Origin of the sequence: Kribbella monticola, from assembly GCF_003261635.1 — a bacterium.
Lineage (GTDB): Bacteria > Actinomycetota > Actinomycetes > Propionibacteriales > Kribbellaceae > Kribbella > Kribbella monticola.
In genome coordinates, this window is the sequence record NZ_QFXK01000031.1 from 149,448 (window position 1) to 174,254 (window position 24,807).

At 68.0% G+C, this 24,807-nt stretch carries 22 protein-coding genes; 12 read left to right on the plus strand and 10 right to left on the minus strand.

Annotated elements, in window-relative coordinates; genetic code table 11:
• The first annotated feature begins 73 nt into the window (after positions 1–73).
• Together DIZ26_RS20105 and aspS are read left to right on the plus strand one after the other, a co-directional pair.
• A complete protein-coding gene (locus tag DIZ26_RS20105) occupies positions 74–2,308 on the plus strand; it encodes a sigma-70 family RNA polymerase sigma factor (protein WP_198676182.1) in 2,235 nt (744 codons plus the stop codon).
• 316 nt (positions 2,309–2,624) lie between these two features.
• A complete protein-coding gene (gene aspS / locus DIZ26_RS20110; protein WP_112243726.1) occupies positions 2,625–3,914 on the plus strand; it encodes an aspartate--tRNA(Asn) ligase in 1,290 nt (429 codons plus the stop codon).
• A 64-nt stretch (positions 3,915–3,978) separates the two neighbouring features.
• Here aspS and DIZ26_RS20115 read toward each other — a convergent pair whose 3' ends face one another.
• From DIZ26_RS20115 to DIZ26_RS20130, 4 genes are all read right to left on the minus strand, one after another.
• Positions 3,979–5,805 carry a hypothetical protein gene (locus DIZ26_RS20115; protein WP_112243728.1) on the minus strand — a complete coding sequence of 609 codons (1,827 nt, stop codon included), beginning with the start codon at positions 5,803–5,805 and terminating at the stop codon, positions 3,979–3,981.
• Positions 5,805–6,896, minus strand: coding sequence for a hypothetical protein (locus DIZ26_RS20120; protein ID WP_112243730.1), 1,092 nt, complete (start codon positions 6,894–6,896; stop codon positions 5,805–5,807). The genes DIZ26_RS20115 and DIZ26_RS20120 overlap by 1 nt, the downstream gene beginning before the upstream one ends.
• Before the next feature lie 3 nt (positions 6,897–6,899).
• Positions 6,900–7,970: a COG1470 family protein gene (locus DIZ26_RS20125; protein WP_198676183.1), complete on the minus strand. Its 1,071-nt coding sequence runs from the start codon at positions 7,968–7,970 to the stop codon at positions 6,900–6,902.
• A gap of 169 nt (positions 7,971–8,139) precedes the next feature.
• Complete coding sequence (locus tag DIZ26_RS20130) at positions 8,140–8,607, minus strand: hypothetical protein (protein WP_112243732.1); 468 nt, start codon at positions 8,605–8,607, stop codon at positions 8,140–8,142.
• A 232-nt stretch (positions 8,608–8,839) separates the two neighbouring features.
• Here DIZ26_RS20130 and DIZ26_RS20135 point away from each other — a divergent pair, with 232 nt between their 5' ends.
• The 8 genes from DIZ26_RS20135 (at position 8,840) to rsgA (ending at position 18,182) form a co-directional block, all read left to right on the plus strand.
• Complete coding sequence (locus DIZ26_RS20135; RefSeq protein ID WP_112243733.1) at positions 8,840–10,099, plus strand: ArgE/DapE family deacylase; 1,260 nt, start codon at positions 8,840–8,842, stop codon at positions 10,097–10,099.
• A 17-nt stretch (positions 10,100–10,116) separates the two neighbouring features.
• Positions 10,117–12,735, plus strand: coding sequence for an ATP-binding protein (locus DIZ26_RS20140; protein ID WP_112243734.1), 2,619 nt, complete (start codon positions 10,117–10,119; stop codon positions 12,733–12,735).
• A gap of 147 nt (positions 12,736–12,882) precedes the next feature.
• Positions 12,883–13,605, plus strand: a complete 723-nt coding sequence (locus tag DIZ26_RS20145) for an alpha/beta fold hydrolase (protein ID WP_112243735.1) — start codon at positions 12,883–12,885, stop codon at positions 13,603–13,605.
• Positions 13,602–14,375 (plus strand): alpha/beta fold hydrolase, encoded by a 774-nt coding sequence (locus tag DIZ26_RS20150; RefSeq protein WP_112243736.1) that lies wholly within the window; start codon positions 13,602–13,604, stop codon positions 14,373–14,375. The genes DIZ26_RS20145 and DIZ26_RS20150 overlap by 4 nt, the downstream gene beginning before the upstream one ends.
• Positions 14,376–14,435: 60 nt before the next feature.
• Positions 14,436–15,161 (plus strand): DsbA family oxidoreductase, encoded by a 726-nt coding sequence (locus tag DIZ26_RS20155; RefSeq protein WP_112243737.1) that lies wholly within the window; start codon positions 14,436–14,438, stop codon positions 15,159–15,161.
• A gap of 70 nt (positions 15,162–15,231) precedes the next feature.
• Complete coding sequence (locus DIZ26_RS20160; RefSeq protein WP_112243738.1) at positions 15,232–15,822, plus strand: DoxX family protein; 591 nt, start codon at positions 15,232–15,234, stop codon at positions 15,820–15,822.
• Positions 15,823–15,912: 90 nt separating this feature from the next.
• Positions 15,913–17,184: a 3-phosphoshikimate 1-carboxyvinyltransferase gene (aroA, locus tag DIZ26_RS20165; protein WP_112243739.1), complete on the plus strand. Its 1,272-nt coding sequence runs from the start codon at positions 15,913–15,915 to the stop codon at positions 17,182–17,184.
• Positions 17,184–18,182 (plus strand): ribosome small subunit-dependent GTPase A, encoded by a 999-nt coding sequence (rsgA, locus tag DIZ26_RS20170; protein ID WP_112243741.1) that lies wholly within the window; start codon positions 17,184–17,186, stop codon positions 18,180–18,182. The genes aroA and rsgA overlap by 1 nt, the downstream gene beginning before the upstream one ends.
• Before the next feature lie 79 nt (positions 18,183–18,261).
• Here rsgA and DIZ26_RS20175 read toward each other — a convergent pair whose 3' ends face one another.
• On the minus strand, positions 18,262–18,756 hold the full coding sequence (locus tag DIZ26_RS20175) for a DUF2231 domain-containing protein (RefSeq protein WP_112243743.1): 495 nt from the start codon (positions 18,754–18,756) through the stop codon (positions 18,262–18,264).
• Positions 18,757–18,896: 140 nt separating this feature from the next.
• Between DIZ26_RS20175 and hisN the strand changes: the two genes are divergently transcribed.
• Positions 18,897–19,682 carry a histidinol-phosphatase gene (gene hisN, locus DIZ26_RS20180; RefSeq protein WP_112243745.1) on the plus strand — a complete coding sequence of 262 codons (786 nt, stop codon included), beginning with the start codon at positions 18,897–18,899 and terminating at the stop codon, positions 19,680–19,682.
• 15 nt (positions 19,683–19,697) lie between these two features.
• On the opposite strand, the gene DIZ26_RS20185 is transcribed toward hisN, so the two are convergent.
• From DIZ26_RS20185 to DIZ26_RS20200, 4 genes are all read right to left on the minus strand, one after another.
• Positions 19,698–20,066, minus strand: a complete 369-nt coding sequence (locus DIZ26_RS20185) for a VOC family protein (protein ID WP_112243747.1) — start codon at positions 20,064–20,066, stop codon at positions 19,698–19,700.
• On the minus strand, positions 20,066–20,590 hold the full coding sequence (locus DIZ26_RS20190) for an SRPBCC domain-containing protein (RefSeq protein ID WP_232828473.1): 525 nt from the start codon (positions 20,588–20,590) through the stop codon (positions 20,066–20,068). The genes DIZ26_RS20185 and DIZ26_RS20190 overlap by 1 nt, the downstream gene beginning before the upstream one ends.
• The gene (locus tag DIZ26_RS20195) at positions 20,587–20,904 is read right to left on the minus strand and encodes an ArsR/SmtB family transcription factor (protein WP_112243749.1); all 318 of its coding nucleotides are present in this window, start codon (positions 20,902–20,904) and stop codon (positions 20,587–20,589) included. The genes DIZ26_RS20190 and DIZ26_RS20195 overlap by 4 nt, the downstream gene beginning before the upstream one ends.
• Before the next feature lie 117 nt (positions 20,905–21,021).
• Positions 21,022–22,239: an MFS transporter gene (locus DIZ26_RS20200; RefSeq protein WP_112243751.1), complete on the minus strand. Its 1,218-nt coding sequence runs from the start codon at positions 22,237–22,239 to the stop codon at positions 21,022–21,024.
• A 187-nt stretch (positions 22,240–22,426) separates the two neighbouring features.
• On the opposite strand from DIZ26_RS20200, the gene DIZ26_RS20205 reads away from it, so the two are divergent.
• On the plus strand, positions 22,427–22,852 hold the full coding sequence (locus DIZ26_RS20205) for a CBS domain-containing protein (protein WP_112243753.1): 426 nt from the start codon (positions 22,427–22,429) through the stop codon (positions 22,850–22,852).
• 62 nt (positions 22,853–22,914) lie between these two features.
• Here the strand turns inward: DIZ26_RS20205 and DIZ26_RS20210 are convergent, their stop codons facing one another.
• Complete coding sequence (locus DIZ26_RS20210; RefSeq protein ID WP_112243755.1) at positions 22,915–24,621, minus strand: S8 family serine peptidase; 1,707 nt, start codon at positions 24,619–24,621, stop codon at positions 22,915–22,917.
• Positions 24,622–24,807: the final 186 nt, after the last annotated feature.

Below are 24,807 nucleotides of genomic sequence, written 5' to 3' on the forward strand. Positions count from 1 at the left end.
TCGTGGGAGCCTTGTGTCCGGCAACTAAATGACAGACAGTGACGGTGTCGTGACGAACCCAGGGGGAACCGAGATGGAAGCGCCGGATGCACCGAGCGATGCGGAGCTGATCTCCCGCGTCCGGGCCGGCGATCTCGAGGCGTACGGCGAGCTCTTCGGCCGGCATCACCATGCCGCCGTGCGGATGGCCCGCCAGCTGGTCCCCGCGGGAGACGCAGACGATCTGGCCAGTGACGCGTTCGCCAAGGTGCTCGACGCGCTGCGCGGTGGCGGTGGGCCCGACCTGTCGTTCCGGGCGTATCTGCTCACCACGGTCCGCCGCGTGCACGTGGACCGGATCCGGGCCGGCCGGAAGGTCCAGAGCACCGACGACATCGCGTCGTACGAGCGTGATCCGGAAGGTTTCGAGGATCCGACGGTCACCGGGTTCGAGAGCGGCGCGGCCGCGAAGGCGTTCGCGAGCCTGCCCGAGCGGTGGCAGGCCGTGCTCTGGCACACCGAGGTGGAGGGCGAGAAGCCTGCCGCCATCGCTCCCCTGCTCGGCCTGACCGCCAACGGCGTGTCCGCGCTCGCCTACCGGGCCCGCGAGGGCCTGCGCCAGGCGTACCTGCAGCAGCACCTCGCCGACGTCGCCGGAGATCGCTGCCGCTGGACCACGGAACGTCTCGGCGCCTATGTGCGCGGCGGCCTGACCAAGCGCGAGAACCACAACGTCCGCGAGCACCTGGACGACTGCGCCAAGTGCACCGCCGTCTACCTCGAGCTCGTCGAGGTCAACAGCGCACTGCCTGCACTGCTCGCCCCGGCCCTGCTGGGCACGGCCGGCATCGGCTACCTCGCCGCTGTCGGTACGGGCGCCAAGGTCGGCCTCGTCGGCTTCGTCGTCACCGGCTGGCGCAAGGTCACCGAGAACAGCACCCGTACGGCGGTCGCCGGCGGCGCGGTCGTGGTGGTGGCGGTGGTCGCTGTGCTCGCGGCTTTGGCGCTCACCGGCAAGGAGACTCCCCCAGCCGCCATCAGCAAGCCGCCCGCGTCTCAGGCGACCCAGCAACCACCGGTCAACCCGCCGACCGTGAAGCCGCCGACGGTGAAGCCACCCACGGTCAAGCCGCCGTCGGTCCAGCCGACCCAGCCCGAGCCGACCCAGTCCAGTACGACGCCGCCACCGCCGGTCACGCCCAAGCCGACGCCGCCGGAGCCTACGACGCCGATCTTCGACGAGGGGCTGCTGACGATCAGCGCACCGAAGTCCGGCGGTGGCGTCCCCAGCATCTACGGTCCCGCTGCGCGCGCCGAGGCGACGGCGGCTTCCGGCAGCGCGTGGCTGATCACCATCAAGGTGCCGGCGAAGAACGCCAAGCCGGTGACCATCAAGGTCAAGTACGGCACCGCCCTGCACTGGCCGATCACCGGTACGCCGGCCGGCTGGACCTGTACGAAGGCCGCCGACGGCAAGAGCGGAGCCTGCACGGCGACGAACCCGGCCTCGCCGGAGATCCTGCCGATCACCTTCGCGGACCCGACCGGCGGATCGGCCGTCGACCGCACCTTCACCATCTCGGCCAAGGCCGGCCGGCTCTACGACGACGACTCCGAGACCCTCGTCGCGCCGCCGCGCACGGACGAGAACCTGCTGAAGCTCGGCCCCGGCAAGGCCGACCCCGATGTCGACTACCGCGTGCTGACCGTTGCCCCCGGCACCGATCGGTCCCAGGTGACGCTGAAGATCACGTACGGCGCGTCGCTGTCCTGGCCGATCGCGGCGAACCCGGCCGGCTGGAAATGCAACCAGACCGCCAAAATCTGTATTGCGCTCACTCCGACCAGCCCCGCTCCCCTCACCGCCGCCTTCCCCGTGCCCCCGGACAGCCCGGCCGCAGCCCGGACGTACAGCGTGAGCGCGACGGCAGGTCTGGTCTCGGACACCGATTCGGAAACGCTGGCACCGATCCAGCTGGACGAGTCGCTGCTCCGGATCGTCACGCCGGATCCGCGGCAGGACCCGAATCCCTTTGTCTACAATCGTTTCCTGGTGATCCAGGGCGCGACCGGCCGGGTCACGCTGGAGATCGCCTGGGGCCGCAACCTCAGCTTCCTGTCCAACGTGGATCCCGGCTGGACCTGCTCACGCTCGACCGACATCCGCCGCGCGACCTGCTGGACCGACCACTACACCAGAGCCTTCAACAGCGAATGGGCAGCCTGGCCCGGCCACGGCACCGCCAATCAGGTGACGGTCAAGGCGTCCACCGGAGGCCGCTACGACACCGACCAGGCCTCCATCCCACCTGCGGCCACCCGCCGCTGAACCCACTCCTCCGTCGGGAGCGCCGTGGTCGCGCGCGTTCCCCAGCAGCCAATCCTTTTGCTCTTGGTGCCCGGGGCGTCCTACTCTTGGGGTGTTCGTGGTGACGGAACCGAGTAGCGCCGTTCACCCGTGCAAGAGAGAGTCGCCGGTAGCTGGGAAGGCGACGCACGGGCCGGTCGTGAAGACACTCCTGAGCGAATGAAGTGCAAGAGGCCGTCCGGCATCCACGCGCGGCGGTGAAGGTGTGGTGGCACCGCGAGATTCCCCTTCGCCCACACCTCCGGGGTTCGAGTTGACCAACGGAGGTGAAACAGCGATGCGCATTCTCAACCACGAGATCCCCTCAGCAGTAGGCCAGACCGTCACGGTGGCCGGCTGGGTGCACCGAAGACGACGGCTGGCGACAGTCGGGTTCCTGATCCTGCGCGACCGGTCCGGCCTGAGCCAGATCGTCGTCAAAGCGCCGGAAACCCAGGCCCAGCTGGACGAATTGGGCGAGGAGACCGTCGTACAGGTGACCGGAACGGTGGCCGCCAACCCACAAGCCCCTGGCGGGGCGGAGATCGTCGACCCCACCATCACGCCGCTGAGCGAACCGGCGTACACCCCACCGATCGAGCTCTGGCGACCGACAGTTGGCGCGGGGCTTCCCGTCGTACTGGACAACGCGCCCGTTGCTCTGCGGCACCCGGCGATCCGGGCCGGGTGGGAGATCGCGGCGGCCGCGTTGCACGGCTTCCGGAGCACGCTGGACGGTCTGGAGTTCACCGAGATCCAGACGCCGAAGATCGTCGGTACGGCGACCGAGTCCGGCGCGAACGTCTTCGCGCTCGACTACTTCGGCGGTCCGGCGTACCTGGCCCAGTCGCCGCAGTTCTACAAACAAACGATGGTCGGGGTGTTCGAGCGCGTCTACGAGGTCGGCCCGGTCTTCCGCGCCGAGCCGCACGACACCGTGCGGCACCTGGCGGAGTACGTCTCGCTCGATGCCGAGTTCGGCTTCATCTCCGACCACCGAGAGGTCCTGGCCGTACTGCGGAACGTCATCGCCGGGATGCTCGCGTCGGTGGGGACCCGCGCGGCGGCGGCGCTCGAACGGCTCGAGGTCGAGCTGCCCGAGATCCCGGCCGAAGTACCGGTGCTGCACTTCAGCGAGGCACTCAAGCTGGCTGGTGCGGACCCGGACGAGCCGGACCTGTCCCCGGCCGACGAGCGAGCGATCGGCGAGTGGGCGTTGCAGGAACACGGCAGCGCCTTCGTCGCGGTCGAGGGCTATCCGATGGTGAAGCGGCCGTTCTACACCCACCCACAGCCGTCGGACCCGCGCTGGTCCAACTCGTTCGACCTGCTGTTCCGCGGCGTCGAACTGGTCACCGGCGGCCAACGCCTGCACCGCTACACCGACTACGCGACGGCTCTGCACGCCCGCGGCGAGTCCCCCGACGCACCGGCGTACGAGTCCTACCTCCAGTCCTTCAAACACGGCATGCCCCCACACGGCGGCTTCGCCATCGGCCTAGAACGCTTCGTAGCCCGCCTAACAGGCACCGAAAACATCCGCGAGGTAACCCTCTTCCCCCGAGACCTCCACCGCCTGACCCCGTAGACACTGATCTCCTCCTCGGCAGCCTTTTCGCTGCCGAGGAGGAGTCAACCACTTGTCAGTGGTTCTAGTTCGTCACAGTCACCGGGATCGAGGCGCTCGCCTGACTCACGTTGGTCACGTTGTCTGTCCCGACCACGACCAACCGGTATGCCCCGTTGGTGGGCTGACCATTCCACGTCACCGGGTAATTCCCCGCCGCGGAAGTCGAAGCCCCGATCAGCACCCCGTTGCCACTCGTGCAGGTGCCGGTGTAGCCCGTGCAGTAGTAATAAGAAACCGACTTCACCCCAGACCCACTGTCATTCGCCACATCCGTCAGCGCAGCACCGTTGCTAACAGCAACAGTCACGTCAAACGCCCCCGATGCCGGCGCGGCCGTCATCCCACTCGCCGACGCCGTCATGGTGAGCCCAATAGCCGCCGTATTGATAACGACTCCGCTGAACGTCGCCCGCCCAGAGGCATCCGTAGCCGCCGTCGCCCCGGAGTCGATCACTCCAGCAGACAACGCCAGCGTCACGCTCACCCCCGACGTACTAACCGCATTCCCACTCGAATCCTGCAACTGCACGGTCACCGCAGGTGTCATAACTCCGCCGGCAAACACAGACGACGGCCCTTGTATGAAGACCAACTTGCTCGCGGCTCCCGCACTGATCTGGATCGACCCACTGGTGACCGTGGTGAGCCCCGTACGACCGGCCGTCGTGTCCGAAGCCTTCAGTGTGTAGGTTCCGGGGGTATTGAAGACGATCCCGCTGAAGGTCGCGACACCACCGATTGCAGCAACGTTGGTGTAGGTCGAAGGCAGCGAGTTGATGGCACCACCGACCGGTCCACTGGCGATTGACAAGGTGATCGTGTCGACCGAGCCATTGCCTGTGGTGACGGTGTTACCGGCGGCGTCCTGCACGGACACCCGGAAGTCGGACAGTGCAGACCCGGCTGCACCGCTTGGCGGAGGCGATGTGGTGTAAGCAAGCTTACTAGCGGTCCCAGCAGTGATATTGAATGCAGCGCTGTCTACTGCGGTCATGGAGCCATCGACCGCATGGAGCTTGTAGGCCGTGCCTGAGGCGGAGATCTTGCAGCCTGCGAAGGTGATCACACCGTTGGTCTCGGTCTGCGTACAGCCAGACAGCGTTCCCGGGCCGCCGTTGGTCGGGGTGCCGGGAGTGATGGAAAGGGTCACCGCAGAGTTGTCGTTCGTAACGGTGTTGCCGAAGGCATCTACGACAGTCAACTTCGGCTGAGTCGCAAACGCCACGCCGACAGCAGAAGTGCTCGGCGAAGCGGTGAATACCAACGCCGCTGCAGCAGCAGGGTTTACAGATACCTGCGGCTGGACCGCCAGGTTAACTGCGCTCCCGGTCGCACCGGCCCGAGACGCCGCAGCAAAGGACGCCGTTTGAGCGAGGGTCGGGGCAGTGACCTGAGGAGCGTTCGTGCCAGCTCCGTAGTTGATCGAGAACGTTTCCCCTGCCTTGCAGGATTGGGGAACGGTGATCGTCCACGGCCCTACTCCACCCGTGATCGATGGTGTGCCCAATGCACAAGTGCTGCCCGCTCCCGCCACGACCGTCGTGTAACCGGCGTCGCTAGAACTGGTCGTGGGTTGCGTCCACATCGCGGGGACGACGACTGTCACGAACGACCCTGCAGCGAAGTCCTTGCCGTTGGGAGTGGTGAAGGTGAAGGTCAAACGATTTCCGGTCGATCCCGCAATCACCGATGTCGGAGTAACCACGAGTGCGCCGTCACCGCTGCTGGCGTTACTGGCTGCGGAGGCGGAGGTGCTGCCGACGACGCCGATGATTACGCCGATCAGGGTGGTGACCAGGCCGGCGATCAGCCAGGTCAGACGGTGCCGCGGAGTGCTGAAGGCGGTCATCAGGAGTGTCCGTTCACAGTCGGCCGGGTGACGGTGGGTGGGGTGGTGTCTACGGTGATGAGGGTTGCGGCGCTGGCGGTGCTGTTGCCGGCTGCGTCGGTGGCGACTGCGACCACTCGGTAGGGGCCGTCTGCTGCGAGCGGCGCGTTCGTGTTGACCGGGAAGCTGCTCGCCGAGGCTGAGGAGGCTCCGATCAAGGTTCCGTTCACGCTGGTGCAGGTACCTGTGGAGCCGGCGCAGTAGTAGTAGCTGACGGATGCGATGGCCGAGCCGATATCAGTTGCGGCATCAGTGAGATTTACTACCTCGCTGTTGACGAAGAGCAGGCTGGTACCGAAGGTGACGGCGGCAGTGGCTCCCGGTGCGGGTGCTGTGGGGGCGGTTACGTCGTACGTGACTGTGTTGTCTGTGCTCGTGGAGGCGGTGTTGCCTGCGCCGGCTGCGTCGTGGGCGGTGTTTGCTGCGATTGACGCGGTTACGGTCACGGTGCTGGTCAGCCCGCTCACTGCGATGTTGTACGTCGTCCCGCTTCCGGTGACGGTCGCAGTGCCAGCAGTCAGCGTGACATCGGAGCTAGTGAAGTCAGTGACGGTGGAGCTGAAGACGGCGGTGAAGTTGATGGGTGCGGTCTTGGTCGGGTCGAATTGTCCTGCTGACTGGTTGACCGTGACTGTTGGTCGGGTGTTGTTGACCGTCACGTTGTTGCTCGAGGCGCTTGTGGCGGTCCAGCTGCCTCGGGTAGCGATGACTGTGTAGTGGTAGGTGTCGTCTGCTACAGCGAGATCGCTACAAGACAGAGCTGTCGTTGCTTGCGCAGGAGAAGTGCCGCAGGCTGCGGTGGACGAGCTGTCGCTGTTGCGGACGCGGAGGACGTAGTACCCGGTCGCTTGGCTGGAGGCGGTCCAGCTGATGGCAACCGTTCCACTGCCTGGTGTTGCGACGGCGGTGACGTTTGTTGGTGGTGCCAGGGTGCCGGTCAGTGCGCTGCCTGCGCCGGTGCCGGACGTGGTCCAGAAGGCCAGGGCGACTCCAGCTGCCGTCAGCAGGGCGACGGTTGTGGCGAGTAGGAGGAGCAAGCGTCTGCGGATCATGGTTCAGCTCCCCTGTCCTGAGCCGGAGTAGGCGAGCGTCAGAGTCGCGCCCTTGCAGCCGTCCTGGTTCACAGCGGTGTTGAGCATGGACACCTTTGGTCGGGCAGAGGTGCTGACACCTAGGCTGGACAGTGATGCACTGCCGTTGCCTGGGACAGTGAGCGGATAAGAGCCGCTGTACTGCGTGACCGCGTAGTCCGCCGTCGTACAAGGCTGGTTGTGAGAGACCGCGTACGCCGTACGGGTCACCGTCTTCACCGTCACGGTCAGGTTGGTGACGGACAGCGGCTTCTTGTTCGGATTCGCCAGCGTGAGATCCAGCGTGCTGGACAAGCCGGGTGCCAATACGCCCGGCAGGTTTCCCGAGATGGTGAACGGACTGCCCGACTTCGCAATGACCAAACCGACGCTCGCATAGGCGTACCGCGTGGTGCCGCCCGGGTCCTTGCCGGAACTCACCAGGTACAAGGTGAAGCTGCCGTCGGACGCCGTGGCGGGTGTGGTGATCTGCAGTGATGAAGAGTTCCCGGTCGTCGGGTTCGGAGTGAAGGTGGCCTTCGCCCCAGAGGGCAGACCGCCTAGTACTGCGAAGTTGACCGAGCCGGGGAGGTTCGTACGAGTCAGCTGGACTGTGAACACAGCTGTGGAGCCTGGCGCCATCGTGACCGAAGCTGGCGTCGCGCTCATCGACAAGGCGCTCGACAAGGGCGCGTTGACCGTCAGGCCGGCCGAGACTGCGCCGGTAACACTGCCACTCACGCCCTTGATTGTGATCGTGCTCGACGCGATCGGCGTACTCGACGTCGTGCTGATGGTCAGGGTCGATGTCCCGCTACTACCTGAGGTCAGCGTGACGGAGGACGGGCTGAAGGCCGCTGTCGTTCCGCTGGGCACACCGGTCGCGGTCAGGTTCACCTTGCCGGTGAAACCTCCGGTCGAGGTGATCGCCACGGTGTAGGTGGCGGCCGTGCCTCGGGTGATGGACTGGCTGGCGGGTGAGATCCCGAGCGTGATGCCTGGCTTGGCCGGCTGCGCGCCGTACGCGACACCGGCCGCGGTCAGCAGCAACAGCACCCCGGCCAGGAAAAGTTTCGTGGCGGCATTGGCAGACCGAAAGGCGGGTAACACGCGCCTGGGCGACATCTGCACCTCACTCCTTTCGGCTGGTTGGACGTGGAAACACAGCGGCGTTCACGGGCCGGGCGAGCTCCCCCCACCCGGCCCCCGAGAACATCCGAGTCGATCAGCTGGCGGCGTAGGACAGGTTGACCGTCGCGCCCTTGCAGCCGTCCTGGTTGGCGTCGAGCTTGTTGTTGAACTTCAACGTCGCGCCGGTGAAGCCATGCGATCCACCCGCCGCGATGTCGCTTGCGACCGGCATGACCGGTGTGGCGAGCGTGTAGTCGCTGGAGTCGCACGTTCCAACGGCGCCCGCGGCCTGGGTCACGCTCGCGATGCTCACCGTGACGCTGGTGACGTACGCGCTGTTCGTGGCGTTGTTCTTGACGGTGCCGCTGATCGTCTGGGCCGAGTCGCCCGGGTAGAAGTCGTTGAACACGGTGGACTGCGTGATGGCGAGGTTGCTTGCGCCCGCCGACGTGGCGCCCGAGCCGGTACCGGAGCCGCTGGTGCTCCAGTAGGCGAAGGCTGAGCCGGCGCCGATGACGGCTACGGCGACGCCCGCCAGGATGATCTTCTTCTTGTTCCGCATGATGGTTCTCCTCTCCCCGAAAGGGGATCCGAAGTTTGCGTTCGCTCCGGTCCAGGACGGACCGTCATCACGAAGAGTGACAGCGATCACGTAGCGGTGTTGTCGGCTGATCGGGTGGATTTCGTCCCCCGATCGGGCAGGCCGGTTGACGGCCGTTCGGTGGGTGCCGCAGACCGGTGGGACGCGTGTAGGGTGCAGCCGACCGTCGGCCGATGGAGCGGGAGACCGAGAGATGACCTCCGAGATCGAACAGGCCGTGCTGGCCGCCGTCGACGACGAGCGGATCGTCGAGGACCTGCGGACGTTGATCCGCATTCCCAGCGTCGACGGCACCGCGGCCGAGGTCGACGTCCAGGCCTGGTGTGCGGACCGGCTGCATGACCTGGGGCTGACGGTCGACCACTGGGAGATCGACCTGCCAGAGATCACCGCCGACGCAGACTTCCCTGGTATGGAGGTCGAGCGCACCGAGGCGTGGGGCTGCGTGGGCACCCTCGGCGACACAACAACGCCCGGCCTGATCCTGAACGGTCACACGGACGTCGTGCCGACAGGCGATCCGAGTCTGTGGCCGGACGGCGATCCGTTCTCGGCGCGCATCGCCGACGGCATCATGTGGGGCCGCGGCACCTGTGACATGAAGGCAGGCGTCGCCGCCATCTTCGGAGCCGTCGCCGCGATCGCTGCCACCGGCGTCACCTTGAAGAAGCCGCTGGCTGTGCACACCGTGGTGGGTGAGGAGGACGGCGGCGTCGGCGCGTTCGCGACGCTGAAGCGCGGTCACACCGGTGAGGCCTGCCTGATCGCGGAGCCGACCGCCGGCGGCGTGATCCCGGCGAACGCAGGCTCGCTCACCTTCCGCCTGGAGCTCACCGGTCTGGCCACGCACGGCTCGACCAGGACCCGAGGCGTCAGCGCGATCGAGAAGTTCGAGCCGATCCACCACGCACTGCAGGCACTGGAGGCCGAGCGCAACCGCGATCCGCATCCACTGCTGAAGCACCTCGACCTGGCGAACCCGTTGTCGGTCGGCACTGTCCACGCCGGCGACTGGGCCAGCACCGTGCCCGACCTGCTCGTGGCGGAGGGCCGGTACGGCGTACGGCTGGGTGAGCCGGTCGCCGAGGCGCGGCTGGCGTTCGAGCAGGCCATTGCCGAGGCCTGCGCCAAAGACCCGTGGTTGCGCGATCACCCGGTCCAGGTCAGCTGGCCAGGTGGCGTCTTCGCGTCCGGCCTGCTGCCGGAGGGCGACCCGCTGCTCGACGACATCTTGCGGGCGGCAGGTGATGCCGGCGCCGACGAGACGCCCGACGTGATGGGCGGTCCGTACGGGTCGGACCTCCGCCAGTACACGAGCGCAGGCATCCCCACATTGCAGTACGGCCCAGGCGACGTCCGCTACGCCCACGCGGTCGATGAGCACGTCGCACTAGCCGACATGCTCCACTGCGCGCGTGCCTACGCACTTCTCGCCCTCCGACGCTGTACCTGACCTGGTAGAAAGTGCTCATGGACCCGCTGCGTGGGCGCTCGGCCGAGCTCGGCCGTCTGCTGGACGCGTTGCGGACGGCCACGGACGGCAAGGCGTCGCTGGCAGTGGTCACCGGCGAGCCGGGTATCGGTAAGTCGGCCCTACTGCGAGCCGCGGTCGAGCAAGCCGAGCGACAGGGCGTACTGGTCGCCACTGCGGCCGCTCACCAGACAGACGACATCAGCCCGCTCGCGTCTCTTGCACCGGCCCTCCGCGTCGGCCCTGAGCCGCTGGTCAGCACGGAGCACTTCCTGGAGCTCGCTGCGCTCAACGGCCAGCCACTGTGGCTCGCAGAGCGGCTGGCCGACCTCATCAACCGCCGTCTGGAGGGCGTGGTCGCACTAGTCGTCCTGGACGACGCCCAGTGGTCCGACCCGCTGACAAGCTTCGTACTGCGTGTCGTCATCGCCCGCTTGTCCGAGTGCAAGGTGATGTGGCTGCTGGCAACCAGACCCGCTCCAGGTGGCATGACCGACCAACTGATCGAGGCCGTCCGTGATCAGGTCCCGGTGCACGCGATCCAGCTCGCCCCACTCAGCACCGACGCTGTCCTGGAGCTGGCTGCCGACCGGCTGAATGCCCCGGTGGACCCGAGTCTGTCCGTGCGACTCGGCGGCGTACAGGGCGTTCCCTTCTTGGCGGAGCAGCTCATCGCCGGGCTCTACCTGACCGACGAGGGTCTCCCCGATGGCCTGGTGGAAGGCGTCCGGCGCAGGACGGCCAGCACTTCGGAGCTGTGCCGCGACCTGCTGCGTACGGCGGCGGTCTTCGGCAGCGAGTTCCGGCTGGAGGACGTGGCCGACCTGATGAGGGAGTCGATCGCCAAGCTGGCGGGCGCTCTGGACGAGGCGATCCGCGCCGGACTCCTGGCCGACGGCGGCGCCACAGTGTCCTTCCGACACGAGTTGCTGCGTTCCGCAGTACTGGCTGAGGTGCCGCCTTCTGCTCAGCGGGCCTTGCACAGGGCGATCGCGAACCAGCTACTGGCGACCGGGCGTGGTCCAGCCGCTGCAGCACCCCATCTGCTGGCTACTGCTGCACCGGGTGACGTACAGGCGATCGGCACGCTACGGAAGGCCGCGCAGGAGCTACTGGCCACTATGTCGATCACAGCCATCAAGGTGATCCAGCAGACGTTCGAGCTCACTCCGGCGGACCACCCGCTGCGCAGTGAGGTCGGCGAGGATGTCGTCGAGATCCTGCTGCGCGGCGGCCGGTACGACGATGCCAAGGCCTTCGCCGATGACCTACTGAGCGGATCCGTGCTGCTCCAAGGCCCTGTCTCATCAGACCTCAAAGCATCGGTCCGGCTCAGGCTGGCTCCCCAGCAATGGGCCACCGGCCAGCTGGACCCGGCTGCCCTCGCTATCGAGGGCGCTGCCCCGCATCTAGCCGATCGCCTCGCGGCGTACCGCGTCCTGGCCGGCGTGGAGCACCCCTTCCAGACGGACGACCCAGTAGCTCGCGCAGTACAGCTCCTCGCCGCAGGAGCGGCAGCCCAGGCAGACGGCCGGTACGGCGTTGCACGGGACCACTACGCTCAGGCCCGGACGACCGCGACGGCGGAGGTGGGCAGCCCACCTGTACTCCGGATCGAGCTGGCCGAGTTGTTCTGCCGAGCCCAGGTCGACGATCTCGACGGCGCGCTCAAGCGACTGGGCGAGCTGCTGACCGCAGGCGACTCCTGGCTGGCCCCGCACCTGTCGGTACTCCGTGCGCGACTCGAACTTGCCGCAGGCAACCTTCTCGACGCGGCCGACGCGGCGACGACAGCGCTGCGCTGGATGGCGGAGCTGCACGATCATTCGGTCGAGCCGATCGCCCGGCAGGTCCTTGCCCTGGTGGCGCTTTTCAGGGGTCACCTGTCCGAGGCCCGGGAGCAGGCAGGCGCCGACGACGGCATCCGGGCTCTGCTGGCAATCGCGGACGGCGACACGAGCGCAGCGGCGCGCCTGCTCGTAGTACCGCTGGACTTTCCGGAGCGTGCAGAGGTCTTGGTGCAGGCTGCCGTCACCGACCCGGGCAGCGCGAAGGCAGCGGCAGACCTGCTTGCCGAGCAAGCCGACGCGACTCCCGCGCCGGGCTTCCGTGGCGCTGCGCAACTGGTTGCCGCATACAACGAGGGCGACCGAAGGAACCTGGCGGAGGCGGTAGAGCTCCTGCGAGAGACCACCAGGCCGTTGCTGTTGGCAAGGGCCGAGGAACTGTACGGGCGGGCCGAGCTGCAGCACGGCGACCGTGTAACCGGTGTAGCGACGCTGGAGCGAGCGCTGGAGTCCTACACCGCACACGGGGCGACCAGTGCGGCCGGTCGCGTCCAGGCCGTGCTGCAGGCAGCAGGAGTACGCCGACGCCGGTGGGCCGCAGTACAGCATCGTCCTGACACCGGGTGGGAGGCGCTCACACCGATGGAGCGCCGGGTGGCGCTGCTGGTGGCGGAGGGGCATACGAACCGGTCGGCGGCGGAGGAACTGGTGCTTTCGGCGAGTACGGTCGGCACCCATCTGCGCGCCGCGTTCGGCAAGCTCGGGGTCAATTCGCGGGTCCAGCTCACCCGGCTGGTGCTGGAACGGTTCGGGTCTCCCCCAAACGCATGAGATTCGGGTGCGGCAGGCGGTCCGCCGGCCGCCGCGCGGTCTGACGAGTTCCGCTGTTCGGTCGATCCGCCGACGCGTGTTTCCGCGGTTTCCTTGCGGTGCCGGAAAACCGACAGAAACCCGCAGACGAGATCGAGGAAACAGACCATGAGTGAGACCACCCCCACCGTCGTCCTGGTGCACGGCGCGTTCGCCGACGCGTCGGCCTGGAACGGCGTGATCAGCGAACTGAAGAGCCGCGGCATCCCGGCCCTCGCCCTGGCCAACGAGCTGCGTGGCCCCGGCCTCGACGGCAGCCGGATCGCTGCCCAGGTCCGCGAGATCGACGGCCCGGTCGTCCTGGTCGGCCACTCCTACGGCGGCGCCGTGATCACCACCGCCGCGAACCAGGCGGACAACGTCACCGGGCTGGTCTTCGTCGCGGCCTTCTCGCCCGACGAAGGCGAGAGCCTGCAGGACCTGCTCGGCTCGTTCCCGGCCAACGATTTCGCCTCCGGCCTGGTACCGCACCTGCTGCCGACCGGCGACGGCGGCGAGGAGCCGTGGCTCAGCATCGCCGTCGACGCCTACCCGAAGCTGTTCGCGGCCGACGTCGCCGACAACGAGATCGGCGCTCGCACCCAGCGCCCCATCGCGGCCGCCGCGTTCGAGGAGAAGGCCGGCCCGGCCAGCTGGAAGCGGCTGCCGTCCTTCACCCTGGTCGCCACCGGTGACCAGGCCATCCACCCCGACGGCCAGCGCAAGATGGCCGCTCGCAGCAACTCGACCACGATCGAGCTCGACGGCTCGCACGCCGTGGCCGTCTCCCAGCCCGCGGCCGTCGCCGCCTTCATCGCCACCGCAGTTGAGAAGACCGGAGCCAACTCATGATCCGCCGCATCCTGGCCGTTGCCGCCAGCGCCGCCCTGCTCGTCACCGGCGCCACCACCGCAGTCGCCCACCCGAAGGACCCGAAGCCGACCATCGTCCTGGTGCACGGAGCGTTCGCCGACGGCGGCAGCTGGGCAGGCGTCACCAAGCGCCTGCAGCGTGACGGCTACAAGGTCGTCGTACCGGCGGTCCCCCTGCGCAGTATCGCCACCGACACCACCTACCTGACGGGAGTCCTCGCAAGCATCCCCGGCCCCAAGGTGCTCGTCGGCCACTCGTACGGCGGTGCGCTGATCACCGAACTCGCCGGGACGCCCGGCGTGAAGTCGCTCGTGTACGTCGCGGCCTTCATCCCGCAGGCCGGCGAGACGATCGGGGCCCTCAACGCGCAGTTCCCGGGCAGCGAGATCGGTCCCGACACGACCAACACCATCACGTACGCCGGTGGGGCCGACCTCGTGATGAAGCCGGAGTCGTTCCGCGCCGTGTTCGCCGCGGATCTCCCGGCCCGTGAGGCCGCCGTACTGGGTGCCTCGCAGCGACCCGTCGCCGCCGCGGTCTTCGGTGAGACGGTCGCCAAGTCCGCGCCGGGCAGCCTGCCGAAGTACGCGCTGGTCCCGTCCGGTGACAAGGCGATCGCGCCGGCCGGTGAGCAGTTCATGGCCGAGCGGGCCGGCGCCCACATCGTCAAGGTGTCCGGCGCCTCGCACCTGGTGATGATCTCCGAGCCCGGCACCGTCACCAAGCTGATCGAGAAGGCAGCGCACTGAGCTAGCACCGGCCGGCCGCCCCGGGGAATACCTCCCCGGGGCGGCCAGTTGGCATTCAACATGCGTATTGATGTCTGGTCCGATGTGGTGTGCCCGTGGTGTTACATCGGCAAGCGGCGGCTCGAGGAAGCCCTGGCCAAGTCCGGCGAGCAGGCCGAGGTCGTCTGGCACAGCTTCCAGCTGGATCCGTCGGCGACGAACGACGACGAGCGGGACCTGGCGACCAGGCTGGGCGAGAAGTTCGGTGGCGGCCGGGAGTTCGGGCTGCAGGCGAACGAGCGAGTGACCGGGATCGCGGCAGAGGTCGGGCTGGAGTTCCACCTCGACGTGGCGAAGGCGGCCAACACCGTCGACGCGCACCGCGTTCTGCACCTGGCCCGCGAACTGGCCGAGGCCGGCGAGGCCCCGGCCGACACGCAGGGCCGGCTGAAGGAGCGGTTCCTGCGGGGCTACTTCACCGAGGGGCTGCCGATGGGTGACCACGCGACCCTGACCCGCCTTGCCGTGGAGGTCGGCCTACCCGAAGTACAGGTGGCGGAGGTGCTCGCCGGTTCGGAGTACGCGGACGATGTCGCGGCCGATCAGGCGCAGGCCCTCGCGTACGGCGCGAACGGGGTGCCGTTCTTCGTGATCGACCAGAAGTACGGCGTGAGCGGCGCTCAGCCGGTCGAGGTGTTCGCCGAGGCGCTCCGCCGCGCCGCCGCCGATCGGCAGCCGGTGACTCTGATCACTACTCCCGGCGGCTCGGATGCCGACGCCTGTGGACCGGACGGCTGCCCGATTTAACAGTGGGTACAAGACACACCGGTACCCCCTGATGTGCCGTTCAGGTTGTCGGACGAGGTAAGAAGGAGCCATGACTGTCGTGCGTGCGCTGGCCAGGCCGTTGTTGTCGACCATCTTCATCGTGCAGGGCGCGAAGGCAGCCCGCTCTCCGGAGCCCCTCGTGGCGAAGGCGCAGCCGGTGACGGACCGCATGGTGCCGATGATCAAGAAGGTGGCGCCCGCCCAGGTCGGCGACCGGCTGCCCGACAGTACGGCGAACCTCGTGCGGCTGAACGGTGCTGCCCAGGTGCTCGGCGGCCTCGCACTCGCCAGCGGCAAGGGCCGACGCTTCGGCGCGACGCTGCTCGCCGCCTCGCTGGTGCCCACCACGCTGGCCGGCCACAGCTTCTGGCAGGAGACCGACAAGGCGGCGCGGGCCACCCAGAAGATCCAGTTCATGAAGAACCTGGGCCTGATGGGGGGCCTGCTGCTGGCCGCGGTGGACACCGAGGGCAAGCCCGGTGTGGCCTGGCGGGCCAGCCACGGCACGAAGGCGGTCAAGCGGGAGACGAAGCGGGCCGGGAAGCTCGCCAAGCGCGAGACCAAGCAGTTCGCGCGCACCGCCCGCCGCGAGGCCAAGCTCGCTGCCCACGCCGCCAAGGCGGAACTCCCCTTCACCTGACACCTCGCCCGGCTGCGCTGCGGCCAAGGGCGGAAGTGCCAGCGGGCTCCCGATAGGCTCGGGGTGGTAGCACCGAGCTGAAGGAGTGAGATGGGGATCACCGAGGGCTGGCCGGCGCCGCGCCCCGAGGGAGCGGTCACCGGGCGGGTCACCGTGCCCGGTTCCAAGTCGATCAGCAATCGGGCCTTGATCCTCGCCGCGATCGCCGACGGCCCGTCGACGCTGTCCGGCCTGCTCGCCGCTCGCGACACCTCGCTGATGCGCTCCGCGCTGATCTCCCTCGGCGTCGGTATCAGCGAGCGCGACGGGCTGGTCACGGTGACGCCTGGCTCACTCAAGGGTCCGGCGTCCGTCGACTGCGGTCTGGCCGGCACGGTGATGCGATTCGTGCCACCTGTGGCCGCGCTGGCCGACGGAGTCGTCGCCTTCGACGGCGACCCGTATGCCCGCGAGCGCCCGATGGACGTCATCCTCGGCGCACTGCGCACCCTCGGCGTACAGATCGACGATGCCGGTACGGGCCGGATGCCGTACTCCGTGAACGGGTCCGGCTCGGTTCGCGGCGGCAAGGTGACCCTCGACGCATCCGGGTCGAGCCAGTTCGTCTCCGCTCTGCTGCTCGCCGGAGCCCGGTACGACCAGGGCGTGGACCTGCGGCACGACGGCAAACCGGTGCCGTCCCAGCCACATCTCGACATGTCCGTGGCGATGCTGCGCGAGCGCGGCGTCCACGTCGACGACAGCGAGCCGAACCGCTGGGTCGTTGCCCCCGGCCCCATTCGCGCCCTCGACACCGCGATCGAGCCGGACCTGTCCAACGCGGCGCCCTTCCTGGCCGCGGCTGTGGTCACGGGCGGGTCCGTGACCGTGACCGGCTGGCCGACCGAGACCACCCAGCCCGGTGGACAGCTTCCCGAGATCTTCACCCGCTTCGGCGCCGACGTGTCGCTTTCGCAGGACGGCCTCACCGTGCGCGGGACCGGCCGGGTCCAGGGCGTCGACCTCGACCTGAGCGAGGTGGGCGAGCTCTCGCCGGTGCTCGCGGCCGTCGCGGTGCTCGCCGACGGACCGTCGTACCTGCGCGGCATCGCCCATCTGCGCAACCACGAGACGGATCGGCTGGCGGCGCTGGAGACCGAGTTCAACGCGCTCGGCGGCGACGTCAACCAGACCGCCGACGGCCTGGAGATCCGGCCGAAACCCTTGCACGGTGGGCTTTTCGGCACCTATCACGATCATCGGATGGCACACGCGGCCGCCGTGGTCGGGCTGGTGGTGGACGGACTCGCGATCGAGAACATCGGTACCACCGCGAAGACGATGCCGGAGTTCCCGGATCTCTGGTCGGCGCTGGTGAGCTGATGTCGCGGTACGACGAGGAAGCCAAATACGACCGGCCCAAGCGCCGGACCAGGCCGCGGACGAAGGACCGTCCGGCGTACGACGATGCCGTCACCGGCTTCGTGATCACCCGCGACCGCGGCCGGTACACCTGCTGGGTCGGCGAAGGCGACCGGGTGGTGACGGCGATGAAGGCCCGCCAGCTCGGCCGCAAGGGCGTCATAGTCGGCGACCTGGTCAAACTCGACGGCGACTCCAGCGGCGACGAGGGCACGCTGGCCCGGATCGTCGAGGTGCTCCCCCGCAAGACGCTGCTGCGGCGCAGCGCGGACGACGACGACCCGATCGAGCGGCCGCTGGTGGCGAACGCGGATCAACTCGTCATCGTCGTCTCGGTGGCCAATCCCGAGCCCAGGACCAGACTGATCGACCGCTTCCTGGTCGCCGCGTACGACGCCGGTATGCGACCGCTGCTCTGCCTGACGAAGACGGATCTCGCGGACCCCGACCATCTGCTGTCGATCTACCGGCCGCTCGGCGTCGAGTCCGTCGCCACCCAGCGCGACGGGGATCTGAGCGACCTCCGCGAGCAGCTGCTGGATCGCACCAGTGTGCTGGTCGGGCACTCGGGCGTCGGCAAGTCGACGCTGGTGAACGCGCTCGTGCCGGGGACCAATCGGGCGATCGGTGTGGTCAACGACAACACCGGTCGCGGTCGGCATACGTCGGTCAGCGCGCTGCTGCTCCGGCTGCCCGAAGGCGGCTGGATCGTGGACACACCTGGGATCCGGTCGTTCGGGTTGGCCCATGTGCAGCCCGACCAGCTGATCAACGCGTTCGGTGACCTCGCGGACGAGGCGCGGGACTGCCCGCGCGGCTGTACGCATTCGGAGACCGAGCCGAACTGTGCGCTGGACGAGGCCGTCGCCGAGGGCCGGGTCGACGCCGAGCGGGTCGCGTCCTTCCGCCGGCTGCTGGCCAGCCGCGAAGGCCGCGACGTCGAGACACCTTCGCCGTAGTACGGGCGTCGCAGTACGGGTGCCGTAGTACGGGCGTCGCAGTACGGGCATCGCAGTACGGGCGTCGTAGTACGGGCGTCTACTTCGCCGGGAGCTGGCCGTTCCAGACCGCCTTCGCGCCGGCATCGCCGGTACGGATGGTCTGGTAGATGACCACGATGCCGATCACCACGACGACCGCACTCACCAGCAGTTCGAGCGGCCGGCTCTTGGTCTCCTTGCTGCCTTTGCCGCTCGCGAGCGCGGACGGACCGGACAGCACCAGGAACGCCGCCACAGCCACGACGGCGAAGACGATGCAGAAGAGGAACAGCAGGTTGCCTCGGTCACGGTGCACCTTCACCAGCTGATTCAGCTGCGGGACCGCCGCGACGAAGGCCTCACCGCTCTTCTTGGCGACGAACGCACACACGAGCGAGCCGAGCCCGAGCAGCAGCGCCGGCCAGCGCAACAGCCAGCGCCACTTCGGCACGAGCGCGAACGCGATCGCGGTGAGCGCGCCGACCGGCAGCACGAGCACGGTCAGATGGATCACCAGGACGTGGAGCGGAAGGTCCCCGAAGCGCTCGAACATGTCGACTCCTGCAGTTTGGTTGGTCCCGACACTAACTGCACGTTCAACTACCCCGGATGGTTCAATCGCCGCCGTAACCTTGCCGCAATGTTGCCGGACAGGACGACCGCTCGCTCCGCGGTCAGGCTAGCCTTCCGTCCATGCCCTCGCACACCGACGATCTGCGGCTCGCCCACATTCTTGCCGACGACGCCGACTCCACCACGATGGACCGCTACAAGGCGCTCGACCTGCACGTCGCCACCAAGCCCGACCTCACCCCGGTCAGCGAGTCCGACCGCAAGGTCGAGGACGTGATGCGCAAGACGCTGGCCCGGGCCAGGCCGCGGGACGCCTTCGTCGGCGAGGAAGAGGGCACCACCGGCTGGGGCGTCCGCCGCTGGGTGGTCGACCCGATCGACGGTACGAAGAACTACATCCGCGGCGTACCGGTCTGGGCCACGCTGATCAGCCTGATGATCGAGGACCAGGTCGTCGTCGGCGTTGTCTCGGCCCCGGCTCTCGGCAAACGCTGGTGGGCCTCGTACGGCGACGGCGCGTGGACCGGCCGCGCTCTGATGTCCGCCCAGCCGTGCCGCGTCAGCGACGTCTCATCTCTCGAGGACGCGTCGCTGTCCTACTCGTCACTCAAGGGCTGGGACAAACTCGGCAAGAAGGACGAATTCGCCGGCCTGATGGACTCGTGCTGGAGGACCCGCGCGTACGGCGACTTCTGGTCGTACATGCTGGTCGCCGAAGGCGCCGTGGACATCGCGGCCGAGCCGGAACTCAACCTCTACGACATGGCCGCCCTGGCCATCATCGTCGACGAAGCAGGCGGCCGCTTCACCTCCCTCGACGGCACCCCCGGCCCCAACGGCCCCAACGCCGTAGCCACCAACGGCCGCCTCCACGACGAAGTACTCGCCCAGCTCGGCACGAAGTAATTCCCCACGCACCTCCTACGTCGGCTCCCAGGTGGACAGGCAGAAGGGGTGGCCGGCCGGGTCGGCGTACACGAAGCAGTGGTCGGAGTTCGGCTGGAAGTCGAGCCGGGTGGCGCCGGCGGCGACGGCACGGGCTCCGGTTGCCTCGAGGTCGTCGACGTAGAAGTCGAGGTGCATCTGCATGGGTACGTCGGCACCGGGCCACACCGGTGGGCAGAAATCGTCGACCTGCTGGAAGGCGATGCAGCCGTTCGGTCCGGAGACGGTCGCCCAGTGCGCGCTTCCCAACGCGTCGCCGCCGGTGAGTTCGGCGTAGAAGAGCGCGAGGGCGAGCGCGTCGGGCGCGTTCACCGTGGTCCCGCTGAGTCTGATGTCGTCGGACATCACTCGATCTCCATCGCTTCGTAGGCAGGGGACAACTCGTCCCAGCGCCGCCGCCACGCCGGTGCCGGAGCCTGCTCCGACCAGCGCTCGGGGTGGGCCCCGGCGTCGTCTGTCAGCGACCGCCCCAGATCCTCCAGATGCGCCTGCCATCCGGCCCCGTGCAGGTACAGCTTGCCCACCGGCAGTCCACGCTCCTCGACCACCAGCCTGGTTTTCGAGCCCTCCTCGGTCAGCCATGCCTCCATCTGAGACTCGTCGTCCGTGCCCGGCTGCATGGTGAGGAGCAGATGACGCGGTGCGTCGCACACCTCGACCCGCCCCGGACCGGTCCAGGTGCTGGTGAAGACGGCATGGATCGTGCCGCCCACCCGCAGGTCGCCGGAGACTTCAGCGATCCAGCCCGCGAGCCGCTCCGGTGTCGTACACGCTTCCCACAGGTCGTCGATGTCCGTGTCGTAGATGTCCTCGACGCGCACCGCGCCGCGGGTCTCGTCGAGCGCCCGCATCGTCCCGATGATGTTCACTTTCGCGCCTTCTTCCCTCGAGCGATCTCTGTATGAAGGGCGTCGAGCCGGCTCTGCCAGAGCACGCGATACCCCGCGAGCCACTCGTCCACCTCGATGAGCGCCTCCGGACGGAGGCTGTAGATCCGGCGCTGCGCCTCCCGGCGTACGTCGATCAGCCCGGCCTCCCGCAGCACCCGCAGATGCCGGGAGACACCCGGACGGGCGATCGGAAGCGCCTCGGCCAACTCCCCCGCGCTCGCCGGATGATCGCGCAGGATCTCCAGAACCGTCCGCCGACTCTCGTCCGCCAACGCGTGCAGCACCACGTCCATATCGCTAATGTAACCGCCTGGGTACGTACCCGCAAGGTTACATACGAGGCACCGATGTACCCCGTCGAGGCTCGTGATGACCAGCTGGTCGCCTCTCTGATTGGCCGCTAGAAGCGCCTAACTCGCCTCAGACTGGCGTTGCAGGCGCCAGACCGACGGGACTGCGAGTGTCAGGAAGACCAGGATTATGTGGATGGCTGCGCCGTACAGCTCGACCGCCTTGACGCTCACCAGCGCCGCCACGTAGCCCACGGCGAGTTGGCCGGCGGGGATCGCGACGAAGGAGCCGAGCATGTCGTACGACGAGACGCGGGACAGCTTGTCGATCGGGACGTGTTGACCCAGCGCGGTCTCCCAGCCGATGCCGAACATCTCGAAGCCGATGCCGACCACGAACGCCATCGCGGCGACCGCGATCGTGTTCGGGGCGAGGGCGAGGCAGACGAAGATCGGCGCGGTCAGCAGTACGCCGAACATGCCGATCCGCAAGGGATACCGCGGTTTCAGCCGGATCATCACGATGCCGCCGGCAATCAATCCGGCGCCGAAACACGCGCTGACGACGCCCCAGCCCGTGCGACCGAAGGTGTTGTTGGCGATCACCGGGCCGAGGGTGGAGTAGCAGGCGCTGAAGATCATGTTGAGCAGGCCGAACGACAGCACGATCACCCAGACCCACTGCCGGGAGACGAACTCGGTCCAGCCGACCCGCAGGTCCTCGATCATCGAGGACCGCACCCGCTCGATGTGCGGCAGCGTCAGCCGGGAGATGAGCAGCGCTGCCAAGACGAACGAGACCGCGTCCACCGCGAGCCCGAACCCAGGCCCGACGAACCCGACGATCACCCCGGCGACCGCGCCACCGCCGATCACCGCGACCGATCGGGCGAAGCCGGAGATGGCGTTTGCCTGCGGCAACTCGTCCCGATCGACGATCGAGGGCAGGATGCCGGTCATCGCCGGCATCACGAATGCCGAGGCGATCCCGTTCACCGCCTCGATCACCGCGAGCTGCCAGATCTGGGCGTGCCCGGACAGCACCAGGCCCGCCGCGAGCGCCTGCGTCAATCCGCTGACCGTGTTGGCGACGACGAGCACCAGGTGCCGCGGCAGCCGGTCCGCGATGACGCCGCCGACGAGCAGGAGCACCACGTTCGGGATGCTGCGGGCGGCCAGTACTCCGCCGACCGCGCTGGCCTTGTCGGACACGTCGAGCACCGCGAAGACCAAGGCGATCGGCGCGATCGAGTTGCCGATCAGCGAGACGAACCTGGCCGAGACGAAGATCCGTACGTCGCGATGACGCAGTACGGCGAGGTCCGCGCGCCAGCTCACCTGGTCACCACGTGCCAGCTCACCCCGTCACCGTGCGCCCGCTCACTCGGTCACCGGGCGTGACTGAGTGCGGCCACGGCTCCGGCGGGCGGGACAAGCGGCGGTCACGATCCGCATTCTGCCAGACCTGCCGTTCGCGGCCCGGATTCGCTACCTTTGGGTATTGGTTCGATCATCAGGAGGCTCCGTGAAGATCAACGACGTATTGCGCGGTAAGGGCAACCAGGTCGTCACCATCTCCCCAGAAGCCACGGTTACCGAACTACTCGCGCTGCTGGCCGAGCACAACGTGGGTGCCCTCGTCGTCAGCCCGGACGGATCGTCCGTGGCGGGCATCGTTTCCGAGCGCGACGTCGTGCGGCTGCTGAACCGTACGCCGGACGCGGGCGACGTCCGGGTGAGCGCGATCATGACGCCGGAGGTGCACACCTGTACGCCGGACGACCTGGTCGACAACCTGATGCGGCTGATGACCGATCGACGGATCCGGCACGTCCCGGTCGTCGTGGACGGCGCCCTGGCAGGCATCGTCAGCATCGGCGACGTGGTGAAGACCCGGATCGGCGAGCTGGAGTTCGAGCGCGAGCAACTCTCCAACTACATCTCGGGCTAGACAGCGCAAGCCGCAAGGCCCGGCGAACCAGTCACCGGGCCTTGCGTACGTAGTACCGGCTGTCAGTACCGCGTGACCGCGGCCCAGGCGTCGACGATGCCGTTGCCGTAGAAGCCGTTGAAGGTCCGGTCGCCCTCACAGAGCGCGTCGAACTCGGTGGACCTTCCTTCGTTCACATAGCTGACCAGCGGCGGCACCGGGCAGGCGCGGTGCTGCGCAGAGCCGAGCAGGATCTGCTGCACCCGGTCCGGCGACAGTCCGAACGAGCCGTGCGGCCCCTTCTTCCCGTACTCGCTGACGATCAGCGCAGCAACACCTGTCGCATGCGGTGACGCCATCGACGTCCCCTGCAGCCAGTTGTAGTAGCCACAACCGGTGTAGTCGGTCACCCCGGCAGGACACTGCTTCTGTACGCCACCCGCGACGCCGGCCGGTGTGATCTCGCCTGCCGCGTCGACGAGCCCCTGCACCTGCAGTGCGTTCACCGGGTAGGTGGACAGGATCAGGTTCTCGTTGGTGCGGAACTGCGGCGTACCGAAGTAGTCACGGAAGAAGCCGCCCGGTGCGGACACGTCGGTCTGCTCGAGCCCGTAGTTGGAGTAGTCGGCCTTCTTGCCGGACGGGCCGAGCGCGGAGACACCGATGACGTGCGGCCCCTCGACCGGGAGATCGAGGCAGGTCGAGTTGTCGATCGTCCGCGGGTACGCCGTACCGGCCGGGAAGTCGGGACTGCTGATGTCGGGCCGCGGCTTGCCGAGGTCCTCGTGGTTGTTGCCGAGGGCAGCGACCAGCGTGACGCCCTTGTCGTGCGCGTAGTCCAGTGCGCGCCGCATCGTGGCGATCGTGGTGCGCTGCTCGATCTGCGCTTCCGGACTGTCCGCCGGGTTGTTCTGGCAGTTGTACAGCCACGGGTCGACGTAGAAGGACATGTTCACCACGTCCAGCCCGACGTCACCCGCATAGGTGAGCGCATCGGTCACCGGCCCGAGGAACACGAAGCCGCTGTCCTGGCCACCGCGGATCTCCACCAGCGTCACACCGGGAGCGACACCGGACACACCGAGCCCGTTCGCCGCGGCGCCGATCGTGCCGGCGACGTGCGTACCGTGCCCACTGTCGTCCCAGCCGACCGGGTCGACGCAGCCGCGGAACTCACACGGGCCGTCGATCTCGGGCAGGTCCGGGGCGAAGTTGCGGGACAGGTTCCAGTCGAAGTTCGGCGCGATGTCCGGGTTGCGCGCGTCGATACCGGAGTCCAGTACGCCGACCTTGACCGCCTTCTTGCCCGGCTGCACCGTGCGGGCCAGATCTGAGCGCACCATCCGCAACCCCCAGAGCTGGGCGTCCAGCGGATCCATGCCTCTGGCAACAGATTTGGCCGTGACCTTCGCACCCGCGGCGGCCGCGCCGAGGTGCTCCTGCTCGATCACGGTCGGCTTGCTCTGCGGCAGCTTCCCGATCACCTGGCTGCGAGCTGCGCCCTCGATCACCGCGGACGCCGCGACGCGGGTGCTGAACCCGGTGTCGGCAGCCCGCACCGTCATCGTGCCAAGGTTGCGATTCTCCTTCGTCACCTGCCCGCCGGCCGCCTGCACCGCCGCCAATGCCTGCGCATGGTCCGCGCCTGCCTTGACCAGCACCAAGTACTCCGTGTTTCCCCCGGCCACGGTTGTCACCCCTGCCCCGGCGTTCACCGGAACGGCCAGGGCGGTGACGACCAGCGCCACCGCACCTGATGCCGCATACAACGATCTACGGATGTCTCTCACGAGCGGATCCCCTCCCTGAAGTGAGCTTGACGCGGCACACGTTAGGTCAGCCTCAGCACGGCCACCAGACTCCAGCAGGCCGCCGACGTTGTCAGAATTCTCGATCAAACACTTGACTCGTCTGGTGCTCCGGACGCCGAAATCTGGTCCAGATCTGTCGCGCTCGGGTGCGATGGGCGTACGGTC

What these genes read in the sequence shown, in the direction of transcription:
- DIZ26_RS20105 (WP_198676182.1), top strand. Translation starts at nt 74, where the DNA reads ATGGAAGCGCCGGATGCACCGAGCGATGCGGAGCTGATCTCCCGCGTC.
- aspS (WP_112243726.1), top strand. Translation starts at nt 2,625, where the DNA reads ATGCGCATTCTCAACCACGAGATCCCCTCAGCAGTAGGCCAGACCGTC.
- DIZ26_RS20115 (WP_112243728.1), bottom strand. Translation starts at nt 5,805, where the DNA reads ATGACCGCCTTCAGCACTCCGCGGCACCGTCTGACCTGGCTGATCGCC.
- DIZ26_RS20120 (WP_112243730.1), bottom strand. Translation starts at nt 6,896, where the DNA reads ATGATCCGCAGACGCTTGCTCCTCCTACTCGCCACAACCGTCGCCCTG.
- DIZ26_RS20130 (WP_112243732.1), bottom strand. Translation starts at nt 8,607, where the DNA reads ATGCGGAACAAGAAGAAGATCATCCTGGCGGGCGTCGCCGTAGCCGTC.
- DIZ26_RS20135 (WP_112243733.1), top strand. Translation starts at nt 8,840, where the DNA reads ATGACCTCCGAGATCGAACAGGCCGTGCTGGCCGCCGTCGACGACGAG.
- DIZ26_RS20140 (WP_112243734.1), top strand. Translation starts at nt 10,117, where the DNA reads ATGGACCCGCTGCGTGGGCGCTCGGCCGAGCTCGGCCGTCTGCTGGAC.
- DIZ26_RS20145 (WP_112243735.1), top strand. Translation starts at nt 12,883, where the DNA reads ATGAGTGAGACCACCCCCACCGTCGTCCTGGTGCACGGCGCGTTCGCC.
- DIZ26_RS20150 (WP_112243736.1), top strand. Translation starts at nt 13,602, where the DNA reads ATGATCCGCCGCATCCTGGCCGTTGCCGCCAGCGCCGCCCTGCTCGTC.
- DIZ26_RS20155 (WP_112243737.1), top strand. Translation starts at nt 14,436, where the DNA reads ATGCGTATTGATGTCTGGTCCGATGTGGTGTGCCCGTGGTGTTACATC.
- DIZ26_RS20160 (WP_112243738.1), top strand. Translation starts at nt 15,232, where the DNA reads ATGACTGTCGTGCGTGCGCTGGCCAGGCCGTTGTTGTCGACCATCTTC.
- aroA (WP_112243739.1), top strand. Translation starts at nt 15,913, where the DNA reads ATGGGGATCACCGAGGGCTGGCCGGCGCCGCGCCCCGAGGGAGCGGTC.
- rsgA (WP_112243741.1), top strand. Translation starts at nt 17,184, where the DNA reads ATGTCGCGGTACGACGAGGAAGCCAAATACGACCGGCCCAAGCGCCGG.
- DIZ26_RS20175 (WP_112243743.1), bottom strand. Translation starts at nt 18,756, where the DNA reads ATGTTCGAGCGCTTCGGGGACCTTCCGCTCCACGTCCTGGTGATCCAT.
- hisN (WP_112243745.1), top strand. Translation starts at nt 18,897, where the DNA reads ATGCCCTCGCACACCGACGATCTGCGGCTCGCCCACATTCTTGCCGAC.
- DIZ26_RS20185 (WP_112243747.1), bottom strand. Translation starts at nt 20,066, where the DNA reads ATGTCCGACGACATCAGACTCAGCGGGACCACGGTGAACGCGCCCGAC.
- DIZ26_RS20195 (WP_112243749.1), bottom strand. Translation starts at nt 20,904, where the DNA reads ATGGACGTGGTGCTGCACGCGTTGGCGGACGAGAGTCGGCGGACGGTT.